General features: G+C 36.8%; 20 protein-coding genes. All 20 read left to right on the top strand.

All coding sequences use genetic code 11. The annotated features are described in order from the left end of the window. Positions 1-81 precede the first annotated feature (81 nt). Positions 82-1,008: a restriction endonuclease gene (locus G7058_RS01700; protein ID WP_227004472.1), complete on the top strand. Its 927-nt coding sequence runs from the start codon at positions 82-84 to the stop codon at positions 1,006-1,008. 48 nt (positions 1,009-1,056) lie between these two features. Next, a complete protein-coding gene (locus G7058_RS01695; RefSeq protein WP_166061915.1) occupies positions 1,057-2,337 on the top strand; it encodes a hypothetical protein in 1,281 nt (426 codons plus the stop codon). Positions 2,338-2,429: 92 nt separating this feature from the next. Next, positions 2,430-4,382: an ATP-dependent nuclease gene (locus G7058_RS01690; protein ID WP_166061914.1), complete on the top strand. Its 1,953-nt coding sequence runs from the start codon at positions 2,430-2,432 to the stop codon at positions 4,380-4,382. Beyond that, positions 4,364-4,996: a UvrD-helicase domain-containing protein gene (locus G7058_RS11850; protein ID WP_227004471.1), complete on the top strand. Its 633-nt coding sequence runs from the start codon at positions 4,364-4,366 to the stop codon at positions 4,994-4,996. Before G7058_RS01690 ends, G7058_RS11850 begins: the two co-directional genes overlap by 19 nt. 4 nt (positions 4,997-5,000) lie before the next feature. Then, positions 5,001-6,308: an ATP-binding domain-containing protein gene (locus G7058_RS01685; RefSeq protein ID WP_227004470.1), complete on the top strand. Its 1,308-nt coding sequence runs from the start codon at positions 5,001-5,003 to the stop codon at positions 6,306-6,308. Between the two features lie 299 nt (positions 6,309-6,607). After that, positions 6,608-7,264 (top strand): ABC transporter ATP-binding protein, encoded by a 657-nt coding sequence (locus G7058_RS01680; protein WP_166061913.1) that lies wholly within the window; start codon positions 6,608-6,610, stop codon positions 7,262-7,264. Then, a complete protein-coding gene (locus G7058_RS01675) occupies positions 7,257-8,021 on the top strand; it encodes an ABC transporter permease (protein ID WP_166061912.1) in 765 nt (254 codons plus the stop codon). Before G7058_RS01680 ends, G7058_RS01675 begins: the two co-directional genes overlap by 8 nt. A 443-nt stretch (positions 8,022-8,464) precedes the next feature. Continuing rightward, entirely contained in the window at positions 8,465-9,376 is a 912-nt protein-coding gene (locus G7058_RS01670) for a metallophosphoesterase family protein (RefSeq protein ID WP_166061911.1), read from the top strand. A gap of 50 nt (positions 9,377-9,426) precedes the next feature. After that, positions 9,427-9,873 carry a hypothetical protein gene (locus tag G7058_RS01665; RefSeq protein WP_166061910.1) on the top strand — a complete coding sequence of 149 codons (447 nt, stop codon included), beginning with the start codon at positions 9,427-9,429 and terminating at the stop codon, positions 9,871-9,873. 11 nt (positions 9,874-9,884) lie between these two features. After that, a complete protein-coding gene (locus tag G7058_RS01660) occupies positions 9,885-10,403 on the top strand; it encodes a DUF2179 domain-containing protein (RefSeq protein ID WP_166061909.1) in 519 nt (172 codons plus the stop codon). Between the two features lie 680 nt (positions 10,404-11,083). Next, positions 11,084-12,064: a branched-chain amino acid aminotransferase gene (locus G7058_RS01655; RefSeq protein ID WP_264372324.1), complete on the top strand. Its 981-nt coding sequence runs from the start codon at positions 11,084-11,086 to the stop codon at positions 12,062-12,064. Positions 12,065-12,133: 69 nt separating this feature from the next. Next, positions 12,134-13,135 carry a YihY/virulence factor BrkB family protein gene (locus G7058_RS01650; protein WP_166061907.1) on the top strand — a complete coding sequence of 334 codons (1,002 nt, stop codon included), beginning with the start codon at positions 12,134-12,136 and terminating at the stop codon, positions 13,133-13,135. A gap of 149 nt (positions 13,136-13,284) precedes the next feature. After that, positions 13,285-14,487, top strand: a complete 1,203-nt coding sequence (locus G7058_RS01645; protein ID WP_166061906.1) for an FtsW/RodA/SpoVE family cell cycle protein — start codon at positions 13,285-13,287, stop codon at positions 14,485-14,487. 95 nt (positions 14,488-14,582) lie between these two features. Next, positions 14,583-15,329 (top strand): SDR family NAD(P)-dependent oxidoreductase, encoded by a 747-nt coding sequence (locus G7058_RS01640; protein WP_166061905.1) that lies wholly within the window; start codon positions 14,583-14,585, stop codon positions 15,327-15,329. 267 nt (positions 15,330-15,596) lie between these two features. Further along, positions 15,597-17,057, top strand: a complete 1,461-nt coding sequence (locus G7058_RS01635; protein WP_166061904.1) for a gluconokinase — start codon at positions 15,597-15,599, stop codon at positions 17,055-17,057. A gap of 91 nt (positions 17,058-17,148) precedes the next feature. Further along, on the top strand, positions 17,149-17,502 hold the full coding sequence (locus G7058_RS01630) for a Spx/MgsR family RNA polymerase-binding regulatory protein (RefSeq protein WP_166061903.1): 354 nt from the start codon (positions 17,149-17,151) through the stop codon (positions 17,500-17,502). Between the two features lie 7 nt (positions 17,503-17,509). After that, positions 17,510-17,866 (top strand): glycine cleavage system protein H, encoded by a 357-nt coding sequence (locus G7058_RS01625; RefSeq protein ID WP_166061901.1) that lies wholly within the window; start codon positions 17,510-17,512, stop codon positions 17,864-17,866. A 149-nt stretch (positions 17,867-18,015) separates the two neighbouring features. Continuing rightward, positions 18,016-18,567, top strand: a complete 552-nt coding sequence (locus G7058_RS01620; protein ID WP_166061900.1) for a DUF6241 domain-containing protein — start codon at positions 18,016-18,018, stop codon at positions 18,565-18,567. Positions 18,568-18,679: 112 nt separating this feature from the next. Then, positions 18,680-19,354: a SatD family protein gene (locus G7058_RS01615; protein ID WP_166061899.1), complete on the top strand. Its 675-nt coding sequence runs from the start codon at positions 18,680-18,682 to the stop codon at positions 19,352-19,354. 14 nt (positions 19,355-19,368) lie between these two features. Beyond that, the gene (locus tag G7058_RS01610) at positions 19,369-19,983 is read left to right on the top strand and encodes a Maf family protein (RefSeq protein ID WP_166061898.1); all 615 of its coding nucleotides are present in this window, start codon (positions 19,369-19,371) and stop codon (positions 19,981-19,983) included. The last annotated feature ends 4 nt before the right edge of the window (positions 19,984-19,987 follow it).

The raw sequence follows: 19,987 nt of genomic DNA, 5'->3' as shown, positions 1-19,987 counted from the left end.
AGTATAAGATACTCGATTAACTAAACCCCATATCCACGCTGAAGGATATGGGGTTTTCTAAAAAGGAGAGTTACTATAGTTATGAAACCAAAAATTATGGACGAATATACAAATAATGAACGAGAAAACTTAATTATGAAAGCGGTTATAAAATCATTGACTGACTTAGGAGGAATTGAGAAGCGTAAAGAAGTAAAACGTAATATATATGATAACTCTACACTTATTCCTGAAGATTATATTGATTATACTAGAAAGTCAAAACAAACTGGGAATGAGTATAAACCATTTGATTATCAATTTAATTTTGCAATTAAACATCTAATGTTAGCTGATTTTGTAAGGTATCCAAAAAGAGGTGAAGTTGAACTAACAGAAAAAGGTAGGAAAGTAGATTTAGACACCTTCGATCCTGTAAATGAGGTACGTGTTTTATCTGAACCAGCAATGAAAGAAGAGTCCGAGAAAAGGAAAGCGAAGAAAGAAATAACTGAAACCACAGAAATAGAACCAGAAGAAGAAATGTTAGATTCTGAAGGTATAGAAGAAGTTTGGCGAGCTCAACTTAATGAAGCACTCAAGAAGATGTCTCCTGATAAGTTTGAGATGTTTGCAAGAGGTTTAATGAAACGAATGGGGATAGAGTTAGATAAGGAAATTGGAATCCAAACGACAGCTGATGGAGGTCTTGATGGATTTGGGTACATAACTGCCGATGATTTTAGAACAACTCGAGTTGCACTACAAGCTAAACGTTGGGAAGGCAAAGTAAGCTCTCCCGAAATCGATAAATTCCGTGGAGCAATGGATAAGTATAATGCAGAATATGGTATCTTCATAACGACATCGGATTATACTAGATCTGCGATTGAAGCATCAAGAATTGGAACACGTGTCATTACGTTAATTAATGGTGATGATATATGCGACTTAGTAGCTAAGTATGAATTTTATGTAACTCCAGTGACTACGTATGAGTTAAATAATTTTTATTTTGAGGAAGAGTAAGTTAGTACAGCTTAAATATGATTCTTTAAAATTTTAAGGGGTAATAAAATGGTTAAACACATTCATGAGATAGAAAATGAACATTATAATTCATTCAGAGATAAACTCTTTCGATTTTTAGATTTATATAAGGAATGTGAAAATAAGTCACTGTTATTTAGTGCTTTAATAAATATTAATTTAGGGGTACAAGATTTAAATCAACTGATTGAAAAAATAAATCAAAATGATGTCTATGATAGTAGTTGGTATTACGAATTAATAGTGAAAGGATATCAAGTCCTAAACGCCTTTGACGAAATTCAAAATGTATTTAAAGTTGTAAAAAGTGGATATAATGATTTGTATGGTCAACCAGATAATAAAGATGCTAAAAACCGAGAAAAAGAACGTCAAAAAATAGATTTTTTTAGGGCGTTAAGAAGTTTAACAACTGCACATACTTTAAGAACAACAGATAAAGCATTCAAAAAATTTGGAATATCTAAGGGGGTCTATCTAGAAGATGTTCATTTTAAAAAAAAATCATCATTTAGGATAATAGATGGAGATATTGAACTAGAACTTCGTATAGAAGATGAAATCTCAGAAGATGGTTTAGGAGAAGTGAAATATAAAGGTATATGGATAGAAAGTGATATTATTGAACCTATAAGAATAATTATTTCTAAACTTGAATTAGTGACTGTAAAACTTGTTAAACTGATTCAGGATAAAGAAAAATATTTACAAAATGAAAAAATAAACTTCCCAGAGAAAGTAGATAAACTATATTTAAAAGAACTAAAGGCTGCTGTAATGGAACGATATCCTAGAGAAATAATAAATGAAACTTATGCAAATGGAGAAACTATAGAATATTGGACAATACAAGAGATTTTTTATTTTGTAAATTGGGATATGGAGTTTGGTGATGAGAGAGATTTAGAGCTGAGATCCTTGCAAAATTTAAAAGAAAATATTATTTGTCAATATGCCTATGAGGTTCAAACAATGCATTTAAACCATAATGAGAGGTATTTTCTTCCATACGGTATAAGCACTGAGGGAATCGATCATTATGCTAATCAAAAGATTCAAGAATACTTAAGTGAAAGTGAAGGCTACCCATTTCTTGATGAAATCGCCCTCTATACTAATAACTTAAAAGAGGCAAGTAATATAAACAGAGTATCTAATGAAACTTGGGCATGTCTACTATTATTAAAACTTCAACCGGAATTAAATAAGTACTTTAAGATAGAATGGGAAAACAAGACATTGCAAGAGATATATTGGCAATATTTAATAGCACTATTTGTACGTCAAAGATATATGGATAAACTATAAAATCTTATACATTACTATGGACTTGATCATGATTTTGGAAAAATTTATTTAGTTCATATTTAATAAACTAATATAAGGTAGAGGTGCTTCTTATGTATTTAGAAAAAATGAGGGTTCAGAACTTTCGTATGTTAGAAAATGTTGAGATACCTTTTCTTGAAAAAGAAGATGATGAATTATCTTTAATTGTAGGTAAAAATAATACAGGAAAGACTTCAATATTAAAAATTTTAGAACGAATATTACCTGGTACTTCAAGTGATGCTTTTGAATGGGATGACTTCACTATGAAATATCAAAAGCAAATATACTCAGAGCTAGGTACTTCGGATAGAAGCAAGACTTATGAAATAAGATTAGTACTTTATATTAAATATACTGATAATGATTCTTACGATTTATTGAGACCCTTTATGATGGACTTAGATGAAAATAATCAAACAATAATACTTGAGTGTCTGTATAGAATTAAAGAAGAGCAGATCTTAAAGTTAGAACAAGATATAGAAAAATTACTTATTGAAGAATTTGATGAATTTACTTCTTATATGCGTCGAAATTTAAAAAAATATTTTAAATTTGATTATTTTGCAGTATCCGCATGCGGAAAATATAAAGAAGAAGCTACTAGTAATGAGATTAAAAGACTTATAAGATTGCGGAGAATTAAGGCTAATCGAGACATATCTAATAAATCTAGTGACCATTCATTATCAAATATATCTGACCGGCTTTATAGATTGGTAGAAGATACTGATGACGAGAGCTTTGTAGAATTTCAAAAAGCTATAAAAAAAACTGATTCAGAATTGACAGAAACTTATTCAAATGTCTTTAGTGAAGTAATAGGCGTGTCAAGAGAATTTGGTGCTCTTGATGATATGGAAATTGAAATACTGTCGACGATCCAAGAAAAAGATTTACTAAGAGACAACACTACATTATTTTATAACAAGGATGATGTATATTTACCTGAAAGTTATAATGGGCTAGGTTATCTAAATTTGATAGGTATGATTTTTGAAATTGAAGCGATCGCAACAGAATTTGAGAAGAAAAATTTAGATTGTCAAGGGTTAAATTTACTATTTATAGAAGAACCAGAAGCCCATACCCACCCTCAGTTACAATATGTTTTCATAAAAAACATAAAAAATCTTCTCGAAAAACATGGATCTAAAAATATTCAAACTATAATGACGACTCATTCATCGCATATTGTATCTGATAGCGAATTTGAAGATGTAATATATCTGACACGAATCAACGGTTATACAGAAGCTAGAGCATTTAGAGACTTGAATGATGAATATTCGGATAATAAAGAAGCATTTGATTTTATAAAAAAACATTTACATCTTACCAGAGCAGAGCTATTCTTTGCAGATAAGACAATTTTAATAGAGGGAGATACGGAAAGAATACTATTGCAAGCAATGATGAAGAAGGTTGATGAAAATATAGAGTCTGATGATAATATTATACCATTGTCTTCACAAAATGTTTCTGTAGTAGAAGTTGGAGCACATGCACATATTTTTAAGCATTTGATGAACTTTCTAAATGTTAAAACATTAGTAATAACTGATCTTGATTATGGAGAAAGGAATATCGAAACTAAAAGAATTAAAAAATGTGATTATATAGAGGCAGATCATGTTGATAATACAACAATTACAAACTTTTTAGAGAAGCAGAATAAAGATTTAGATGAGATTATTAATCTCTCTTTTGAACAGAAAGTAAAAGGAAACCATAGAATTGCATACCAAACGAAAGAGGATGGTATTACCAAAGAATATCCAGGGAGAAGCTTCGAAGAGGCCTTTATTAATATCAATTTTGAATTCATTGAAAAATATAAAGATGTGTTTATATCTTTAAAGAATGTTAAAGATTTTACAAAAGAAAAATCACCCTATGAATTAGCTAATAATTGCATTGATAAAAAAACAACTTTCGCAACAGATTTACTTTACTATGATAATGGATGGGAAGTTCCAAATTATATTGAAGAGGGGCTAATATGGTTAAGGAAATATTAATAGAGCCTGAAGTTAAACAGGCTCTAGAATACATTAAGAATGGTGACAATTTTATATTAACAGGTGGAGCTGGTAGTGGAAAAACTTATTCTTTAATATCCCTTATCCATCAAGTTAAGATTAAATATAGTAATATGCCAATAGTTTGTATCACATATACAAATAATGCTGTATATGAAATTGAGGACCGTATAAGTAATGAAAGATTATATGTTTCAACTATTCATGAATTCTTATGGGATATTTTAAAAAGATTTCAAGGTGAAATAAAAAGTACACTAGTTGAGCTCATTAACGATGATGATGAAAAGATATTTAGATTACCAAAAGGCATTAATGAAATTGATAATACCTATTTTGGGAATTTTAAAATCAATTATGATGAGTATTACAATATAGTAACTGGTCAAGATAGTACTGTTACACATGATCATGTTTTGATATTAGCAGAAAAAATGTTCGAAAAATATAAAAAATTATGCGATGTTTTGAAAGATACAGCTCAATTAATTCTAATTGATGAATACCAAGATACAGCTCCACAAGTTGTTCGAATACTATTAAAACATATTAAAAAAAGCAAAAAAAAAATGTGTAGTTGGATTTTTTGGTGATTCGATGCAATCTATTTATGACAATGGCGTAGGAGATATAGAGGTTAAAGGTTTAAAAAAAGTTTACAAAAAGCAAAATCGCCGCAATCCCTCTAAAGTTATTAAGTTAAGTAATCAGTTGAGAAATGATGGTTTAATACAAAAAGCTTCCGATGATTTAAATGCTCCAAATATGAAACATGACAAAATAAGGGAAGGAAGAGTCACTTTTTTATATTCAAATTCATTGACAGATAAAAGTGAGCCTTTTAAATGCTTAGATAAGGCAAAAGAAAATGCTGAAATATTTTCTTCTTGGAATTTTAACGATAAGGAGACAAAAGAACTTTGGTTGACTCACTCAATTAATGCTGAAAAGTCAGGGTTCAGTACTTTTTACAACTTATATTACAAAGATCCTATTAAAGAATTGGTAAATAAAATTAAAAATCTTGATGAAATAGAGCTTGATGATGAAAAGACTTTTAAACAATTAGCAGTAGAAAATAATAATATTTTTGAAAATAGGAATCGTGGTAATTTATATGAAGTTGCACAATCTGAGCATATAAATAAATTGAATATTATTCTCGACTTACCGTGGGGCAAAGTTAAAAAACAAATTGTGAATCAAGATTCATTATTAAGTTATAAATACGATGGTCTAACTAATACACATAAAGCATCAACATCAAGAGATCCAATTCTAAGACAGTTAGATGATTTATATGAAATAATAGAACTTTATATAAATAACAATATTAATGGTTTTTTGAGAAAATGTACATACCAAATTAAATCAATAAAAGATAAACAAATGCTCACTGCTATTATGAATAAATTAATAAATTCTATTTCAGAAATGAAATCTATCGAAGAAATACTTAAATATGCCTTAGAGAATGATTTAGTACATAAAAAAGACGGATTTAATAGCTTTATTAATGGGAGGGGTTACTACTTGTGGGAGAGAGTTAAGTCTATTTCCTTCCAAGAGTATAATAAATCAATTGAGTATCAGAAAGATTATTTACCATTTGCCACCCAACATAGTGTTAAAGGTAGTGAATATAATAATGTATTAGTTGTACTTGACAATGGAGGTTGGAATAAATATAATTTTCATAAGTATTTTCTAGGCACTGCTAAAGAAAGCATCAAGGAAAGAACAGAAAAGTTGCTCTATGTTTGTGTAACAAGAGCAAAAAGAGAATTAGTAGTATATATGGAGCTAGATATTCTCTCTAAGGAAATAGTGTTAAAAAAAATGAGAGAACTTTTTGGGGAAGATAACGTTCTAAGTATAGACGAGATAATAAATGTTGATAATTAACGAGGTTAAAATTATATTAATATAATTTGTAGTTTTATCCGTAAAACATAGGCGTATGCGTGAAAATTTAGTCTGAACCATTACCAAAACCATTACTATATAGCTATAAACGTTGAGGTGAAGGGGATAAGGTGATCCCCCTCATCTCCATAAGAGATAAATAGAAGAAGCTTAGAAACGTTGATTTGACAGTAGTCAGATTCGTTTCTGGGCTTTTTTATATTCGTAAGCATATCCCTCTAGATTATAATAATTATAATGTATAATAGTAAGCAGAGCATATGAAAGTAGGGGGTTGCATGAACAGCATTTTAGAAGTAAAGCATTTATCTTTTTCAGTGGGTGAGAAGGAGATATTAAAGGATATTTCGTTTAAGATTCAAAAGGGTGATTTTTTAACTATTAAAGGACCTTCAGGCAGCGGGAAGAGCACGTTGTTGAAACTATTGGCGGCGATTATGAATCCTTCAGCAGGGGAAATCATCTACAAAGGAAAGCCACTTTCGGAGTATGAAATCACCGACTATCGGAAAGAGGTTTCGTATAGTTTTCAGAATGCGGCCTTATTTGGAACAACGGTTGCGGATAATTTGATGTTTCCGTACGAAATTAGAAACGAACCGTTTGATCGGGAAAGAGCGATTGCGTTATTAGACAAAGTGATGTTGTCAAAGCAGTATTTGGATCAAAAAATAACAGAACTTTCGGGTGGGGAAAAACAACGTGTAGCGTTAATTCGTAATGTTCTGTTTACTCCGGAGGTCTTGTTGTTGGATGAAGTGACGAGTGCCTTGGATGCAGAAAATCGCAAGGTCATCAGCGAAGCGATTCTGCGGTTGAATCGAGAAAATAAGATTACTGTGCTTTGGGTTACGCATAATACGGATGAAATTAATGACGCTGCCAAAACAATTGAAATGAAGGAAGGACGATTGGAGGACGTGAGTCATGACTGATTTATCTATTTCTAATTTATCTCTGGCAATGACCGGATTTTTAATTGTCATCGCACTTATTATTGATTACAAAGAAAAGCTTGAACTCGGGAAAGACATTTTGATTGCCGCAGTTCGCGCGGTTATACAGCTATTTATTATTGGATACGTGTTAGGTTATATTTTTGAACTGGATAATATTATTATTACATCAACGATGGTATTATTTATCATTACGAATGCAGCTTATCATGCTTCGCTTCGTGCCAATAAAATTAAACATGCATTTAAAATATCACTGGCAGCGATTGGCGTAGGTACGTTGGTTTCACTCCTCGTCCTTTTACTTTCCGGTGCTTTGAAATGGACACCGTCGCAGGTTGTGCCGATTACGGGGATGCTTGCGAGTAGTGCTATGACAGCGATTGGCGTCGGGTATCGTACGATGCATTCTAAATATACAGATCAGCGTCAGCAAGTATTGGAACGGTTGGCCTTGGGGGCAACTGCTAACCAAGCTTCTAAAACCATTATCCGTGAAAGTATCAAGTCAGCTTTGGCGCCATCCATCGATAGTACAAAAACGGTCGGTCTCGTCAGTTTGCCGGGAATGATGTCAGGGTTGATGTTTGCGGGCGTTAATCCGACTGAAGCGATTCGTTACCAAATTGTGGTCATGTTTATGATGATAGCGACGACCGCATTTTCGACAATGATTTCAAGTTATTTAGCTTACCGCAGTTATTTTAATGATCAAACACAACTTATTAGCCATTAAAGGGTAAAAGAGTGGTCGGGGAAATTTCCTGATTACTCTTTTCTTAATAGTAGAGGATTTTATAAGTTTCTGGGAGCACGTCATTCAGTGTAGACGTGCAAAGGTCAGTTAAATAGTGAAGACTTTTGCACTAAAAACTTCAAAAAGGTGCAAAGGTCAGTTAAAAAATGCCAACTCTTGCACTCTTTATCGCAAAAGCGTGCAAAAGTCAGCCTAAATCAATTAACCTTTGCACGCCGCCGCGCCCCTCGAACACATACCCTCCACTTACGCTGTCTGTGGGCATTACTTACCTGATGTATAAACCGAGCCTGTTAGATAAATAAAAAAGTCTTTGTATTGCTTTCCGAGCCTCAAATCCTGCTGGATAAACGGAAATTTTTGGGAATTTTGACTGTTTGAAGTATACTATTACTAACAAGGAAACATATAGGAGTGAGAATATGTTTACTAAACGAAGGTTAACCGGCGCTTATGAAGGTGCCACAGTCAAAGAGTTTAATGAAGAAACAAAATACGTTTTTATCAGTGATCATCATCGCGGAGATGGCAGTTTATCAGATGAATTTACGCGAAACAGGAATATTTTTCAGTATGCCCTTGATTACTACTATCAAAACGATTTTGTCTATGTAGAAGCGGGAGACGGAGACGAGCTTTGGGAATATCAAGATTTTAAGCATATCAAAAATGCACATCCCGGTGTGTTTTCGACCATCAAAAAGTTTTACGATGACGATCGATTGATTATGATGTGGGGAAATCACAATATTTATTTGAAAAACCCTGCCTATGTCGAAAAACATTACTATACCAACTATGATGAATACCATGATACGTTCTTTGATTTCTTGCCCGATTTAAAGCCCATTGAAGCATTGGTGCTAAAAAATGAAAAAACGGGGCAAGAGATTCTGACGGTTCATGGTCACCAAGGGGATGCGCCCAATGATCAATTTTGGCGTTTAACGATGTTGTCGCTTAAATATTTCTGGCGTTTTCTACATGCCTTCGGGATTCGGAACCCATCCAGTCCGGTAAAAAATATTAACCGACGTCATAAAATCGAGAAAAATTATTCGAAGTGGATTGCGGAGAATAAAAAAATGTTGATTTGTGGGCATACACACCGGTTTAAATTTCCTAAAAAGGATGCCCTGCCTTATTTTAATATCGGCTGTTGTGTTTATCCGACCATTATTACGGCTTTAGAATTAGTCGGTGAAGAGATTCAACTCGTTCGTTGGCATGTTCAAAGCGATAAAGATGGAAACTTACGGATTATGCGTCAAATTATGCGTGGTCCCGTAAATGTTTCGGAATTCGACTTAAGAGAATTTACAGAAACAAATTAAAGAACTTGGTGTATAATGAAAATAAAATCTTTGGAAGGTAGGACCTATAAATGCATATGATGAAAAAAGGATCCATTTTATTAATGACAACATTTTTATTGGCTGCTTGTGGCGGCACTTTGGAGCAAGGAGCAGAAACAGATTCTGTTGTTGAAAGCCAATCTGAAATCGTTGAATCGGTTGAATCAAGTGAAGAGGTTGTCAGTTCTGAAGTAGAAACATCAGAAGTTGAATCCAACACGCAAATGAATGAAGATGAAGCGGCTTTAATTGAGCGCGCCTTAACAACCATTGCAAGTGTGACGGGTTATACTGAAGAAGAAGGCTATATGTATATCATCGAACCTGTAGAAGGTGATGTCGTGACTGTAAATATCCGGGAAGACAACGAAGAAGTTGCGAACATGGTTGGGATGTTCAAGTACGATGATGCAACAGAAAACGTTCAAGAAATGGATATGCTTACGGGCGAGTACGTTGATTTCCCGGCTGAATAAGGAGTGTTAATTTGAATATCGGTTTAATTTTACAAATTTTCTTGATTAGTTTTGTTTACGTTACGTTAAGTACTATCCGCTTGATGCTGACGATGAAGGGCTACCGTGTATTGGCGCCACTTATCAGTATGGTCGAAATTGTTATTTACGTAACGGGACTAAGTATTGTAATGAGTAGCTTGGATAACCCGCTTAATTTAGCTTCGTATGCGATTGGATACGGGGTTGGTATCGCGCTCGGAATCAAAATTGAAGACTGGTTAGCACTTGGTTATACGATGGTGACGGTCATGACTTCAGATTCAGACAACCGTATGGCTGAAAGGCTGTGGGAAGAAGGTTACGGCGTTACTATTATTCAGGCAAAAGGCCGCCAAGGCAATCGTGTGGTCTTAAATGTTTTGGCCACTCGTAAGAAAGAGCGTCATTTAGTGAGTCAGATTTTAGAAATAGACGAAAAGGCTTTCGTATTTTCATCTGATCCGAAATATGTTCACGGTGGCTTCTGGTCAAAACGCGTCCAAAAATAAAAGCTATTATTGAAAGACGGATAAGGTCGTATAGAGACTTTTATCCGTCTTTTTTCATGCGGCTATGATAACGTTCGCAAAAAAGTTTAAGTTAAAATAACGCTATTAATATTAAAGTAACGTTATAAAATGATTGACTTATTCTCATTTAATCGTTAGAATAACAACGTAATCTTAAATCAAAGCTGACAAGAGGGGAAGTGAAAATGATGAAAAAAGCGACTAAGGCAATGATAAATACACGATATGTTTACCCATCATTTTCACCATCTTCTTCAGTCATCATTTTAGTCGAGCCTTAGGATTCTAATTTGCTAACCAGCAAAATAAGAATCCTATTCGTCATTCATGGGTGCTCTTTAGACGATTGAGCCTATCTAACGGAGATGGCTCTTTTTTTATTCGTTTTTTTTGAAAAGAAAATGGAATAGAGAGTGATGGATGGGCTTCTGTTCATTGGTTGCTTCATTGTTTATAATCAACAATAACGGCTATGTTTATTTCTTATGTGGTGCCGTTCTACCCGTTTTAATCACATTAGGTGTAAATAAAATTCTTTATGCGAAAAAGAAAATTTCTTTTGGTGATAGGGCACTTTCTGTCCGATAGAAAAAGTGGAGGCGATACATGTGAAAAAGACACTACAAAATTTAGATTGGTCTAATTTGGGCTTTACTTATATGGATACAGATTACCGTTTTATTAGTTACTGGAAAGATGGCCAGTGGGACACAGGAAGTCTTGATTCAGGCAATACGGTGACGATTAATCAAGGCTCAACGGCTCTTCACTATGGGCAGCAAGTTTTTGAAGGCATGAAGGCTTATCGGACAAAAGAGGGAGACATTCAATTATTCCGTCCCGAGGAAAATGCGAAGCGGATGGCCAAAAGTTGCCAACGCTTAATGATGCCAGATTATCCAGTCGACCAATTTGTCGAAGCGGTTAAGGCGGTTGTAAAAGCGAATGAATCGTGGGTTCCGCCTTATGAATCAGGTTCAACTTTATATATTCGCCCGTATATGATTGGTGTCGGCGAGAACATAGGTGTGAAGCCGGCAGCGGAATATATTTTTTCAATCTTTGTTATGCCGGTAGGACCGTATTTTAAAGGAGGACTGACACCGACGAATTTCATTGTGTCGGACTATGACCGTGCGGCGCCGCATGGAACAGGTGCTGCCAAAGTAGGCGGAAACTATGCATCCAGTTTAATGCCGGGTCATTTAGCGCATCAACGTCAGTTTAGTGATTGTATTTACTTAGACCCTGCGACGCATACGAAAATAGAAGAGGTAGGTTCTGCCAACTTTTTCGCAATCACACATGATGACGTATTCGTTACGCCGTATTCACCATCCATCTTACCGAGTATTACCAAGTACTCATTGCTTTATTTAGCTGAACATCATCTGGGTATGAAAGTTTCTGAAGGCGATGTCTATCTGGATCAGTTGGGAATGTTCAAGGAAGCGGGTGCCTGTGGAACAGCGGCAGTTATTTCACCAATCGGGGGCATCCAAAACGGAGAGGACTTCCATGTTTTCTATTCAGAAACAGAAGTGGGACCTGTGACGTATGAATTGTACCGAACATTGACCGCGATTCAGTTCGGTGATTTGGAAGCGCCTGAAGGTTGGATTGTAAAAATAAAGGACTAATCGTTTTACTTTTTTACAGCTTCCTACTTTGATATGATGGGGGTAGAAAAGTAGGAAGAGGTGGTACCTTTGAAAGAAAAGAATTTTTCTGAAACCATCAAGATTGTCCAGAAACATATTAAACGAGCCGAAATCGGCAGACAGTCGGCGGAACTCGCATACTATATTCTTTTAGCATTGTTCCCGGTTCTATTGGCGCTTGCAAATATCATTCCACTCTTGCCATTACCAACCAATCAAATTTTGGAATATGTTGAATTGGCAGTTCCAAGCGAGGTCGGAACCGTTATTCTGCCTATCTTGGAAGGTTACTTGAGTGGCGGAAGCGGCGGTGCAATCTCGTTTGGGGTTATTTTCTCATTATGGCCGGCATCAAAAGCGTTCTCTGTTTTTCAAAATGTACTGAATCAAGTGTATGATACAAAACCGCGAAAAAACTTTATTATTACCCGGATTTTTTCATTTCTTACGGCCGTTTTACTCGTCTTTTTGATGGGGATTGTGGCATTTATCTTTGTATTTGGACGCGAAATTCTAGGTTTGGTTCAATCGTTACTGCCCGTTGATATCTTGGGAATTATTACAACGTTCGAACAGGTTCGTTGGATTATCGCCTTTGCAGTCTTGATAATGATTTTGGCTTTCGTTTACTTCTTTGTTCCAAATGTGAAATGGAAGCTCAAATATGCACTTCCAGGTGCTGTCGTAGCGACCATTGGCTTCTTGTTGATTTCACAACTGTTTTCTTTATATATCAGTTTAGCAGGAGGCGCTTCGCTAGGAACTGGCACGATTGGAGTATTTATTGTACTCATGGTTTGGTTGTATTTACTCGGAGCTGTTTTTATTCTCGGAGGGGTTGTGAATGTCATTTACTACGACTACACGCACGAGGATGAATTAGTGATGGATGAAGACTTCCCTTATGTTTCGCATGTTTTCTCCAAACGTGGTAAACAACTGATGTTGAAAAAACAACCGATGAAACGCACGTTAACGAAAGAAAACATTAAAATTAAAATGAATTATTTGCCAGGACAAACGGATCCAAGTGATTGGATTGGCGAATAACAAAAAAATTAGCAACTGCTAACAGAGGGTTGCTATTTTTTTGTGCTTGGAAACTAAGCAAATCTTAAGTGGTGAGCCCTTTTTTTATTTTCTGTTTTTATATATAATGAATAAATGAAGATGGCTTTAATGTGGGAAAGGAAATAACCATGAGAAATCAAAAGAAACAACCTGATTCCGATGTGTCGAAAATTGACTACGGTATTATCTTGTCAGTCATGTTGCTGGCACTTATCAGTCTTATCACAATTTATTCAACAACGTATATGATGAGTACGACCCCATCCTTGAGACCAACAATTATGCAAGTGTTATGGTATATCATTGGAGCTGTCGCGGTCATCGTTTTAATGCAGTTCGACTCAGAACAACTATGGAAGCTCGCTCCCATTGCGTATGGTCTCGGTGTCCTGCTCCTTATATTGGTCCTGATTTTCTATGACCGAAGAAGTTATAACCTGCAAGGTGCGAAAAGCTGGTTCGTGTTCGGACCTGTTTCATTTCAACCGTCGGAAGTGGTGAAAATATCCTTAATTATGATGTTGGGGAGAGTAATCACCAAACACAATATGGAAACTTCAGAACGCTCGCTAAGCACCGACTGGAAACTGTTGTTGCAGATTGGACTTTGGTCACTGCCGCTACTTGTACTTGTTATGGCGCAATATGACTTGGGTACCGTATTGGTATACCTGGCAATCATTATTGGAATGACCTTGATGTCAGGTGTAAGTTGGAAAATTTTACTGCCAGTTTTTGGTGTCATCGGCTTAATTGGTGGTGTGTTGATTTATTTGGTTATTTATAACCGGGACATTTTATTAAAAGTCGGCTTCATGCCGTATCAATTCTCGCGAATCGATTCGTGGCTAAATCCTTTTGAGGACAGCCGAGGCGATGCGTTTCAGTTGGCACAAAGTATGAAAGCAATTGGCTCCGGTCGCTTGTTCGGTAAGGGGTTGGGGATGTCAGAAGTCTACGTTCCTGTTCGTGAATCCGATATGATATTTTCAACGATTGGGGAAAACTTCGGATTTATTGGTGGCTGTATTCTGATTTTCGTTTACTTCCTACTGATTTATCAGATGGTCCGCATTTGCTTTGATACAAAAAATGAATTTTACGCGTACATGAGTACCGGTGTAATTATGATGATTCTCTTCCACGTTTTAGAGAATGTTGGAATGACAATCGGATTGTTGCCAATTACGGGTATCCCGTTACCGTTTATTTCACAAGGTGGTTCCGCACTGTTGGGGAATATGATGGCAATCGGGCTAGTTATGTCGATGCGTTACCACTATAAGAGTTACATGTTTTCCGAGGAAGAAGAACACTACGGAATGCATTAAAAAGAAGAATCGCTGCGGCGGTTCTTTTTATTGTGGTTAAAATCACAATACTTCGGTATACTCAAACTATCAAATAGGGAAGTAGGAGAATATAAATGTTATTAAATGACAAGGTAGCAATTATTACGGGTGCGGGCAGTGGGTTTGGCCGTGCAACTGCTGAACTATATGCCAAGGAAGGCGCAAAAGTTGTAGTCGTAGATTACAATGAAGAAACGGCGCAAGAAACGGTATCACGTATCGAAGAAAAAGGCGGATCTGCGGTAGCGGTCAAGGCCGATGTTAGTAAGGAAGAAGATGTGAAGAACTTTATCCAAAAAGCAATGGATAACTTTGGGAAAATTGATATTCTATTTAACAATGCGGGGATTTATGCACCAGGTACAGTAGAAGAAACAACAATGGATGATTGGAACCGTTCAATCAATGTGAACGTAACGGCATTATTCTTGGCAAGTAAATATGCAATTCCTTACTTGAAAGAAACGAAAGGGAATATCATCAACACTGCATCTGCAGGTGGAATCATTGGATTCCCAGGCGCGATTTCCTATGCGACAACAAAAGGGGCGGTTATTTCGTTCACGCGCGCGATGGCGGTTGATTATGCGGAAGCGGGCGTACGGGTTAATGCCATTAGCCCGGGGACCGGCGTAACGGGCATGACAAAGGATTTACTTGATAATGAAGATATTTATAATGCCTTCATTTCACCAATCCCAATGAAGCGTCTGGGCGAGGCGAATGATGTTGCGCATGCAGCACTATTTTTAGGAAGCGACCAGGCTTCTTACATTACCGGCCATGCCTTGCCGGTAGATGGCGGTTGGACAATGTCTTAAGAACAAGGAACCCATCCGCGGACTCGGATGGGTTTTTAGTTTGCACAAGCAAGAAGTTCTAACTCAAATCCGTGAGTAAGCACATTTCGGCATGTCGTCATAAAGAAATCGCACATATATTTGAAGCCATTGAATATGGTATGATGCAAGCAATTGGAGAAGGTGCGCTTCTCTTCAACCGATCAAGATAAATATGGGGAAAAAGTGATTGCTTCTTTAAGAAATGAATTTGGAGGGCACGCAATTCCCGTTAGAAAGGGCGATTAAATGCACTATAGAATTGGTGTCGACATTGGAACGACCAGTACAAAAGCTGTTTTATTCGATGATAAGAATAGAATTCAGGCGATTGCGAATGAAGGCTACCCTACTTTACGCCCGGCGCCAGATAAGTCAGAGCAAAACCCGAGACAAATTTTAGAAGCTGTAAAGAAAGCTATTAAGCAGCTAACGGCGCAACTCCCAAAAGGCGATTATGTTTCCTTTCTGTCTTTTTCCAGTGCGATGCATGCTTTGATGGCGGTCGATGAAACAGGAGAACCGCTTACAAATATGTGGCTGTGGTCTGATAACCGCGCGCATAAAAAAATTGATAGTCTGAAGAAAGAAGAGAATTGGCTAAGCTATTATCTGAAAACCGGAACACCGGTACACGCGATGAGTCCCTTTGCGAAGTTATTGTGGATGAAAGAAGAAACGAATTTGCTTGAAATCGCCCATAAATTGATTGGGATTAAAGAGTATCTTTTTTACAATTTTACCGGTCACTATGCTATAGATTATTCTATTGCGTCGGCAACAGGTCTCTTTAATATTCATAATTTGACGTGGGATACAGAAATTTTGGCGCAATTAAAATTAAATCCGTGCAAATTGTCCGAACCTGTAGATGTTACGACGTCTTTTTCATTCAAAAGTGAACAACTTTCGGAAGAACTGGGACTATCTTCCGATACGAAACTTATAATTGGTGCGAGCGATGGCTGCTTGGCGAATCTAGGTACAGGAGCGAATGCGATTGGCGAGGTAGCACTCACGATTGGTACAAGCGGCGCCCTCCGAATGACACTCGAAAAACCTTATCTGGATCCAGAAGGGCGTACTTTTTGCTATTATTTAGCTCCGGGAAAATGGGTCGTGGGTGGCGCAGTCAATAACGGCGGGAATGTCGTCGAGTGGCTGAATACACTCTTGTTCGAACAAGAAAAGCGCGTATACGAAGAACTTCCAACCGCTCTTTGTAAAACAGAAATCGGTGCGGCAGGATTGTTATTTATTCCTTATATAAATGGCGAACGCGCACCGATTTGGGATGGATCAGCACGCGGTACCTTTTATGGTTTGAGTGCTTTCCACACCAAACACCATCTCATGCGAGCAGCTTTAGAAGGTATTCTGTACAATTTGAAAGAAGTACTTAGTATATTAGAAGGAATTGGCGGTAAGACGCGTGCAGTGAAAGCATCAGGTGGCTTTTTGGCATCAGAAGATTGGGCACAGTTAACGGCTGACATTCTAGGTTATCCGCTGATGATTTCGGATTCGCCTGAAAGTTCCAGTTTAGGAGCAGTCTTGTTGGTAGAAGCAAGTGCCTTAGAGGTAGAAACGGGCAGCGTTATAGAGTCGAATCTGGTAAATCATGAAAATTACCTAACTGTATATAAAAAGTATCTTCATTTCCGTGATGCATTGCATTTGTTAGAACATCAATATAAAGCACTGGCTTAAGAACCATAACCGCTCATTTTTGCAAATCGCTCTGGTCCTCCTACTACTGCTTATGCTATATTTAAGTAAGGAAGAATGAGGAGGTAAAACGATGATTCAGTTTTATGGACATCCAACCTGTACGACTTGTAAAATAGCTGAGAAATGGTTGGAACAAGAAGGTATTGCCTATGAATGGACGAACATTAAAGAAACGACACCCCCACGTGAGGTGTTACGTGATGTTTTAGAAAATGAGAAACTGACAGTAAAACGCTTGTTCAATACCAGTGGAAATCTTTACAAAGAATTAGAGTTGAAAGACAAGCTTGAGTCCCTTTCGCTAGATGAGCAATTAGATTTATTAATGAGTGATGGCATGTTGATTCGTCGTCCGTTCTTATATGATGAAAATAACGTATCAGTGGGTTATAATGAAGATACGTTTAACGAATTATGGAAGTAGGGATATAATGACTGTCATTAAATACAGTGAAGAAGGATTCTGGCTTGAAAAAACAGACAACACCGTGACAATTGGACTTTCTGACAAAGGACAGGACGATTTAGGCGAAGTAAGTTTTGTAGACGTGCCATCTGAAGGTGCTGTTAAAATAGACGACGTACTTATTGGTGTCGAAGCAGCGAAAGCTGTTACGGAATTAACTCTTCCTGTTTCGGGAACAATTATTGCAGTGAACGAAGCATTAGAAGATGAACCTAGTTTGCTTAACAGTACAAAACGTGAAGAGACGTGGATTGCGAAACTGACGGATGTTTCTTCAACTGAATTTGAAGCTTTGTTGAATGAATCAGGCTTTGAAGGCTAATTCAAAAAAGACGAAATAAATCCCTGAAAGTTAGAGTAAAAACTCTGATTTCAGGGCCTTTTTTGTTAGTAATCCAAATCAATTGCTTCTATTCATTCTGAAAGCTATGGTTAAGGTAGCGAATCGCTAGTAAGAAGGAGGTGTGTTATTTGAAATCCAAAAAATTAAAAAGCTTGATATTCTTATTTTTAGTGGTCATTGTCTTTTTAGTAGGAGCAAACTATTTATTCGGCGACAGTCAAGGCTCTGAAACAAGCAAGCCTGAAACAGAATCGATTGGAGTAGCGAATCAAACAAACGAGTCCGCGACATTTGAATCGAGTTCTAGTAAAGAAGAAGCGGCTGAAAATTTGCAAGTACGAGAAGATATTTTTGGCAGCCGAACTGTGCCCAGGGAAGAAGCATTTATGGATGCTCTTCATAAAATGACCCATCAGAAAGTACATGCTACACCGAAATGGGGTACTTTGGAAATCACAGAAGAACGCTTGCTTGAGATGCAGAGTGTGCTAAATACAACGCAATATGATCATGCAGTGTTCTATCAGAATGCTTTGGAACAATGGTTACGAGGAGACTTTACCAATTCTGTAGACGTACATAATTATATTTGGAACTTACAGGGCGGAACAGTTGGAGAAGCGAAGCGGCTCTTGACACCAGAAGAAGAAGTGAACTATATCGACCAATATTTCAGATAACGATACGCCTATTTAAAGGCGTTAATATAAAAACCTACTAAATAATAGGGTGTAATACACCCCTTTATTTAGTAGGTTTTATATGTTACCCTATTATAAAGGAGTTGAGATAATGTACCTTGCCATGATAGGAAACATTAAAAACGCGAAAGCTATCAACCAACACGAACGTCAAAAAGCACATAGCTTACTGAGCAATTCACTTCGATATATCAATAAAAAATACCCGAATCGAATCGTCGCACAATTTACACTGACGATTGGAGATGAATTCCAAGGGCTCTTAAAGAGTGGCACGAATCTCTTTGAAATAATGGATACAATCTCTTTAACAATGAAAACGATTGGCGTCGACCTTTATTTTGGGATAGGAGTGGGGACAATTATCACGCCTATAAATCCCAGATTCAGTGCCGGGATAGATGGCCCCGCTTACTGGAACGCCCGTACCGCATTGGAAGAACTCAAAACAAACGACGATTATGGAATGAACGCTGTTCGATTCAATTACAAACAACACCCAGATGAAGCACTCATCAATGAGACCATCGCTTTGGGAGAATATATGAAATTCAAATGGACTCAGAGTCAGTTAGACTTGTTGGCTGGGACAATTGAAATGGGAGCCTACCATGATTCATTTCGACAGGTTGATTTGGCGGAAACGATGCATCTCCAACCGAAAGCTTTACATAAGCGCGTTTCACTCAGCGGTATAAAGCTCTATTTGCGGAGTCGGATTGAAATCGAACGAAAAATGACAGCTTTAATGGGCAATTCACTCTAAAGGGGAAATGAAGAATGAAGCAAAAACTAATTTTAGCCAGTCAATCACCACGTCGGAAAGATTTGCTACGTCTTATCACGCCAGATTTTGATATCCAAGTAGCAGATGTTGATGAGAAAGAAGTGACGGACAATATCCTTCAAAAAAATGCAGATCAGCCCTTTATTCAAGTGGCCACGTTATTAGTGGAGCAACTTGCAAAGCAGAAAGCTAAAAAGATTTTTATTGCCAACCCGGACGCTACCATCATTGGTGCAGATACAGTGGTTCTTTTTAAAGACCGTGTCTTAGGGAAACCGACTGATGAAGCAGAAGCCTTTGCCATGTTACGTTCTTATTTTGGTCAAACACACAGTGTTATTACCGGTGTCCATATCATGAATACGACACACCAAAAAAACTTTTCTGTTAAAACAGAAGTCACGTTCTGGGAGTGGTCGGATACCATTGAGGAACAAGTGTTGAAGTACATTCGTTCCGGGAGCCCGATGGATAAAGCAGGGGCATATGGCATTCAAGAAATGCCAAGTATCTGGGTTAAAGAAGTAAAAGGAGATTATACCAGTGTTATTGGTTTGCCTATAAGCCATGTCAATCAAGCTTTAATGACGTTATATCCACACACATAAGAAA

Origin of the sequence: Jeotgalibaca porci, assembly GCF_011299095.1 — a bacterium.
Classification (GTDB): domain Bacteria; phylum Bacillota; class Bacilli; order Lactobacillales; family Aerococcaceae; genus Jeotgalibaca; species Jeotgalibaca porci.
The sequence above is the reverse complement of the archived record's forward strand: the minus strand, read 5'-3'. Positions and strand labels throughout refer to the sequence as shown.

Excerpts from the sequence above, each read along its gene's own strand:
- G7058_RS01665 (WP_166061910.1), top strand. The coding sequence starts at position 9,427 with ATGCATATGATGAAAAAAGGATCCATTTTATTAATGACAACATTTTTA.
- G7058_RS01645 (WP_166061906.1), top strand. The coding sequence starts at position 13,285 with ATGAGAAATCAAAAGAAACAACCTGATTCCGATGTGTCGAAAATTGAC.
- G7058_RS11850 (WP_227004471.1), top strand. The coding sequence starts at position 4,364 with ATGGTTAAGGAAATATTAATAGAGCCTGAAGTTAAACAGGCTCTAGAA.
- G7058_RS01685 (WP_227004470.1), top strand. The coding sequence starts at position 5,001 with ATGCAATCTATTTATGACAATGGCGTAGGAGATATAGAGGTTAAAGGT.
- G7058_RS01700 (WP_227004472.1), top strand. The coding sequence starts at position 82 with ATGAAACCAAAAATTATGGACGAATATACAAATAATGAACGAGAAAAC.
- G7058_RS01695 (WP_166061915.1), top strand. The coding sequence starts at position 1,057 with ATGGTTAAACACATTCATGAGATAGAAAATGAACATTATAATTCATTC.
- G7058_RS01675 (WP_166061912.1), top strand. The coding sequence starts at position 7,257 with ATGACTGATTTATCTATTTCTAATTTATCTCTGGCAATGACCGGATTT.
- G7058_RS01625 (WP_166061901.1), top strand. The coding sequence starts at position 17,510 with ATGACTGTCATTAAATACAGTGAAGAAGGATTCTGGCTTGAAAAAACA.
- G7058_RS01640 (WP_166061905.1), top strand. The coding sequence starts at position 14,583 with ATGTTATTAAATGACAAGGTAGCAATTATTACGGGTGCGGGCAGTGGG.
- G7058_RS01635 (WP_166061904.1), top strand. The coding sequence starts at position 15,597 with ATGCACTATAGAATTGGTGTCGACATTGGAACGACCAGTACAAAAGCT.
- G7058_RS01670 (WP_166061911.1), top strand. The coding sequence starts at position 8,465 with ATGTTTACTAAACGAAGGTTAACCGGCGCTTATGAAGGTGCCACAGTC.
- G7058_RS01690 (WP_166061914.1), top strand. The coding sequence starts at position 2,430 with ATGTATTTAGAAAAAATGAGGGTTCAGAACTTTCGTATGTTAGAAAAT.
- G7058_RS01655 (WP_264372324.1), top strand. The coding sequence starts at position 11,084 with ATGGATACAGATTACCGTTTTATTAGTTACTGGAAAGATGGCCAGTGG.
- G7058_RS01630 (WP_166061903.1), top strand. The coding sequence starts at position 17,149 with ATGATTCAGTTTTATGGACATCCAACCTGTACGACTTGTAAAATAGCT.
- G7058_RS01680 (WP_166061913.1), top strand. The coding sequence starts at position 6,608 with ATGAACAGCATTTTAGAAGTAAAGCATTTATCTTTTTCAGTGGGTGAG.
- G7058_RS01615 (WP_166061899.1), top strand. The coding sequence starts at position 18,680 with ATGTACCTTGCCATGATAGGAAACATTAAAAACGCGAAAGCTATCAAC.
- G7058_RS01610 (WP_166061898.1), top strand. The coding sequence starts at position 19,369 with ATGAAGCAAAAACTAATTTTAGCCAGTCAATCACCACGTCGGAAAGAT.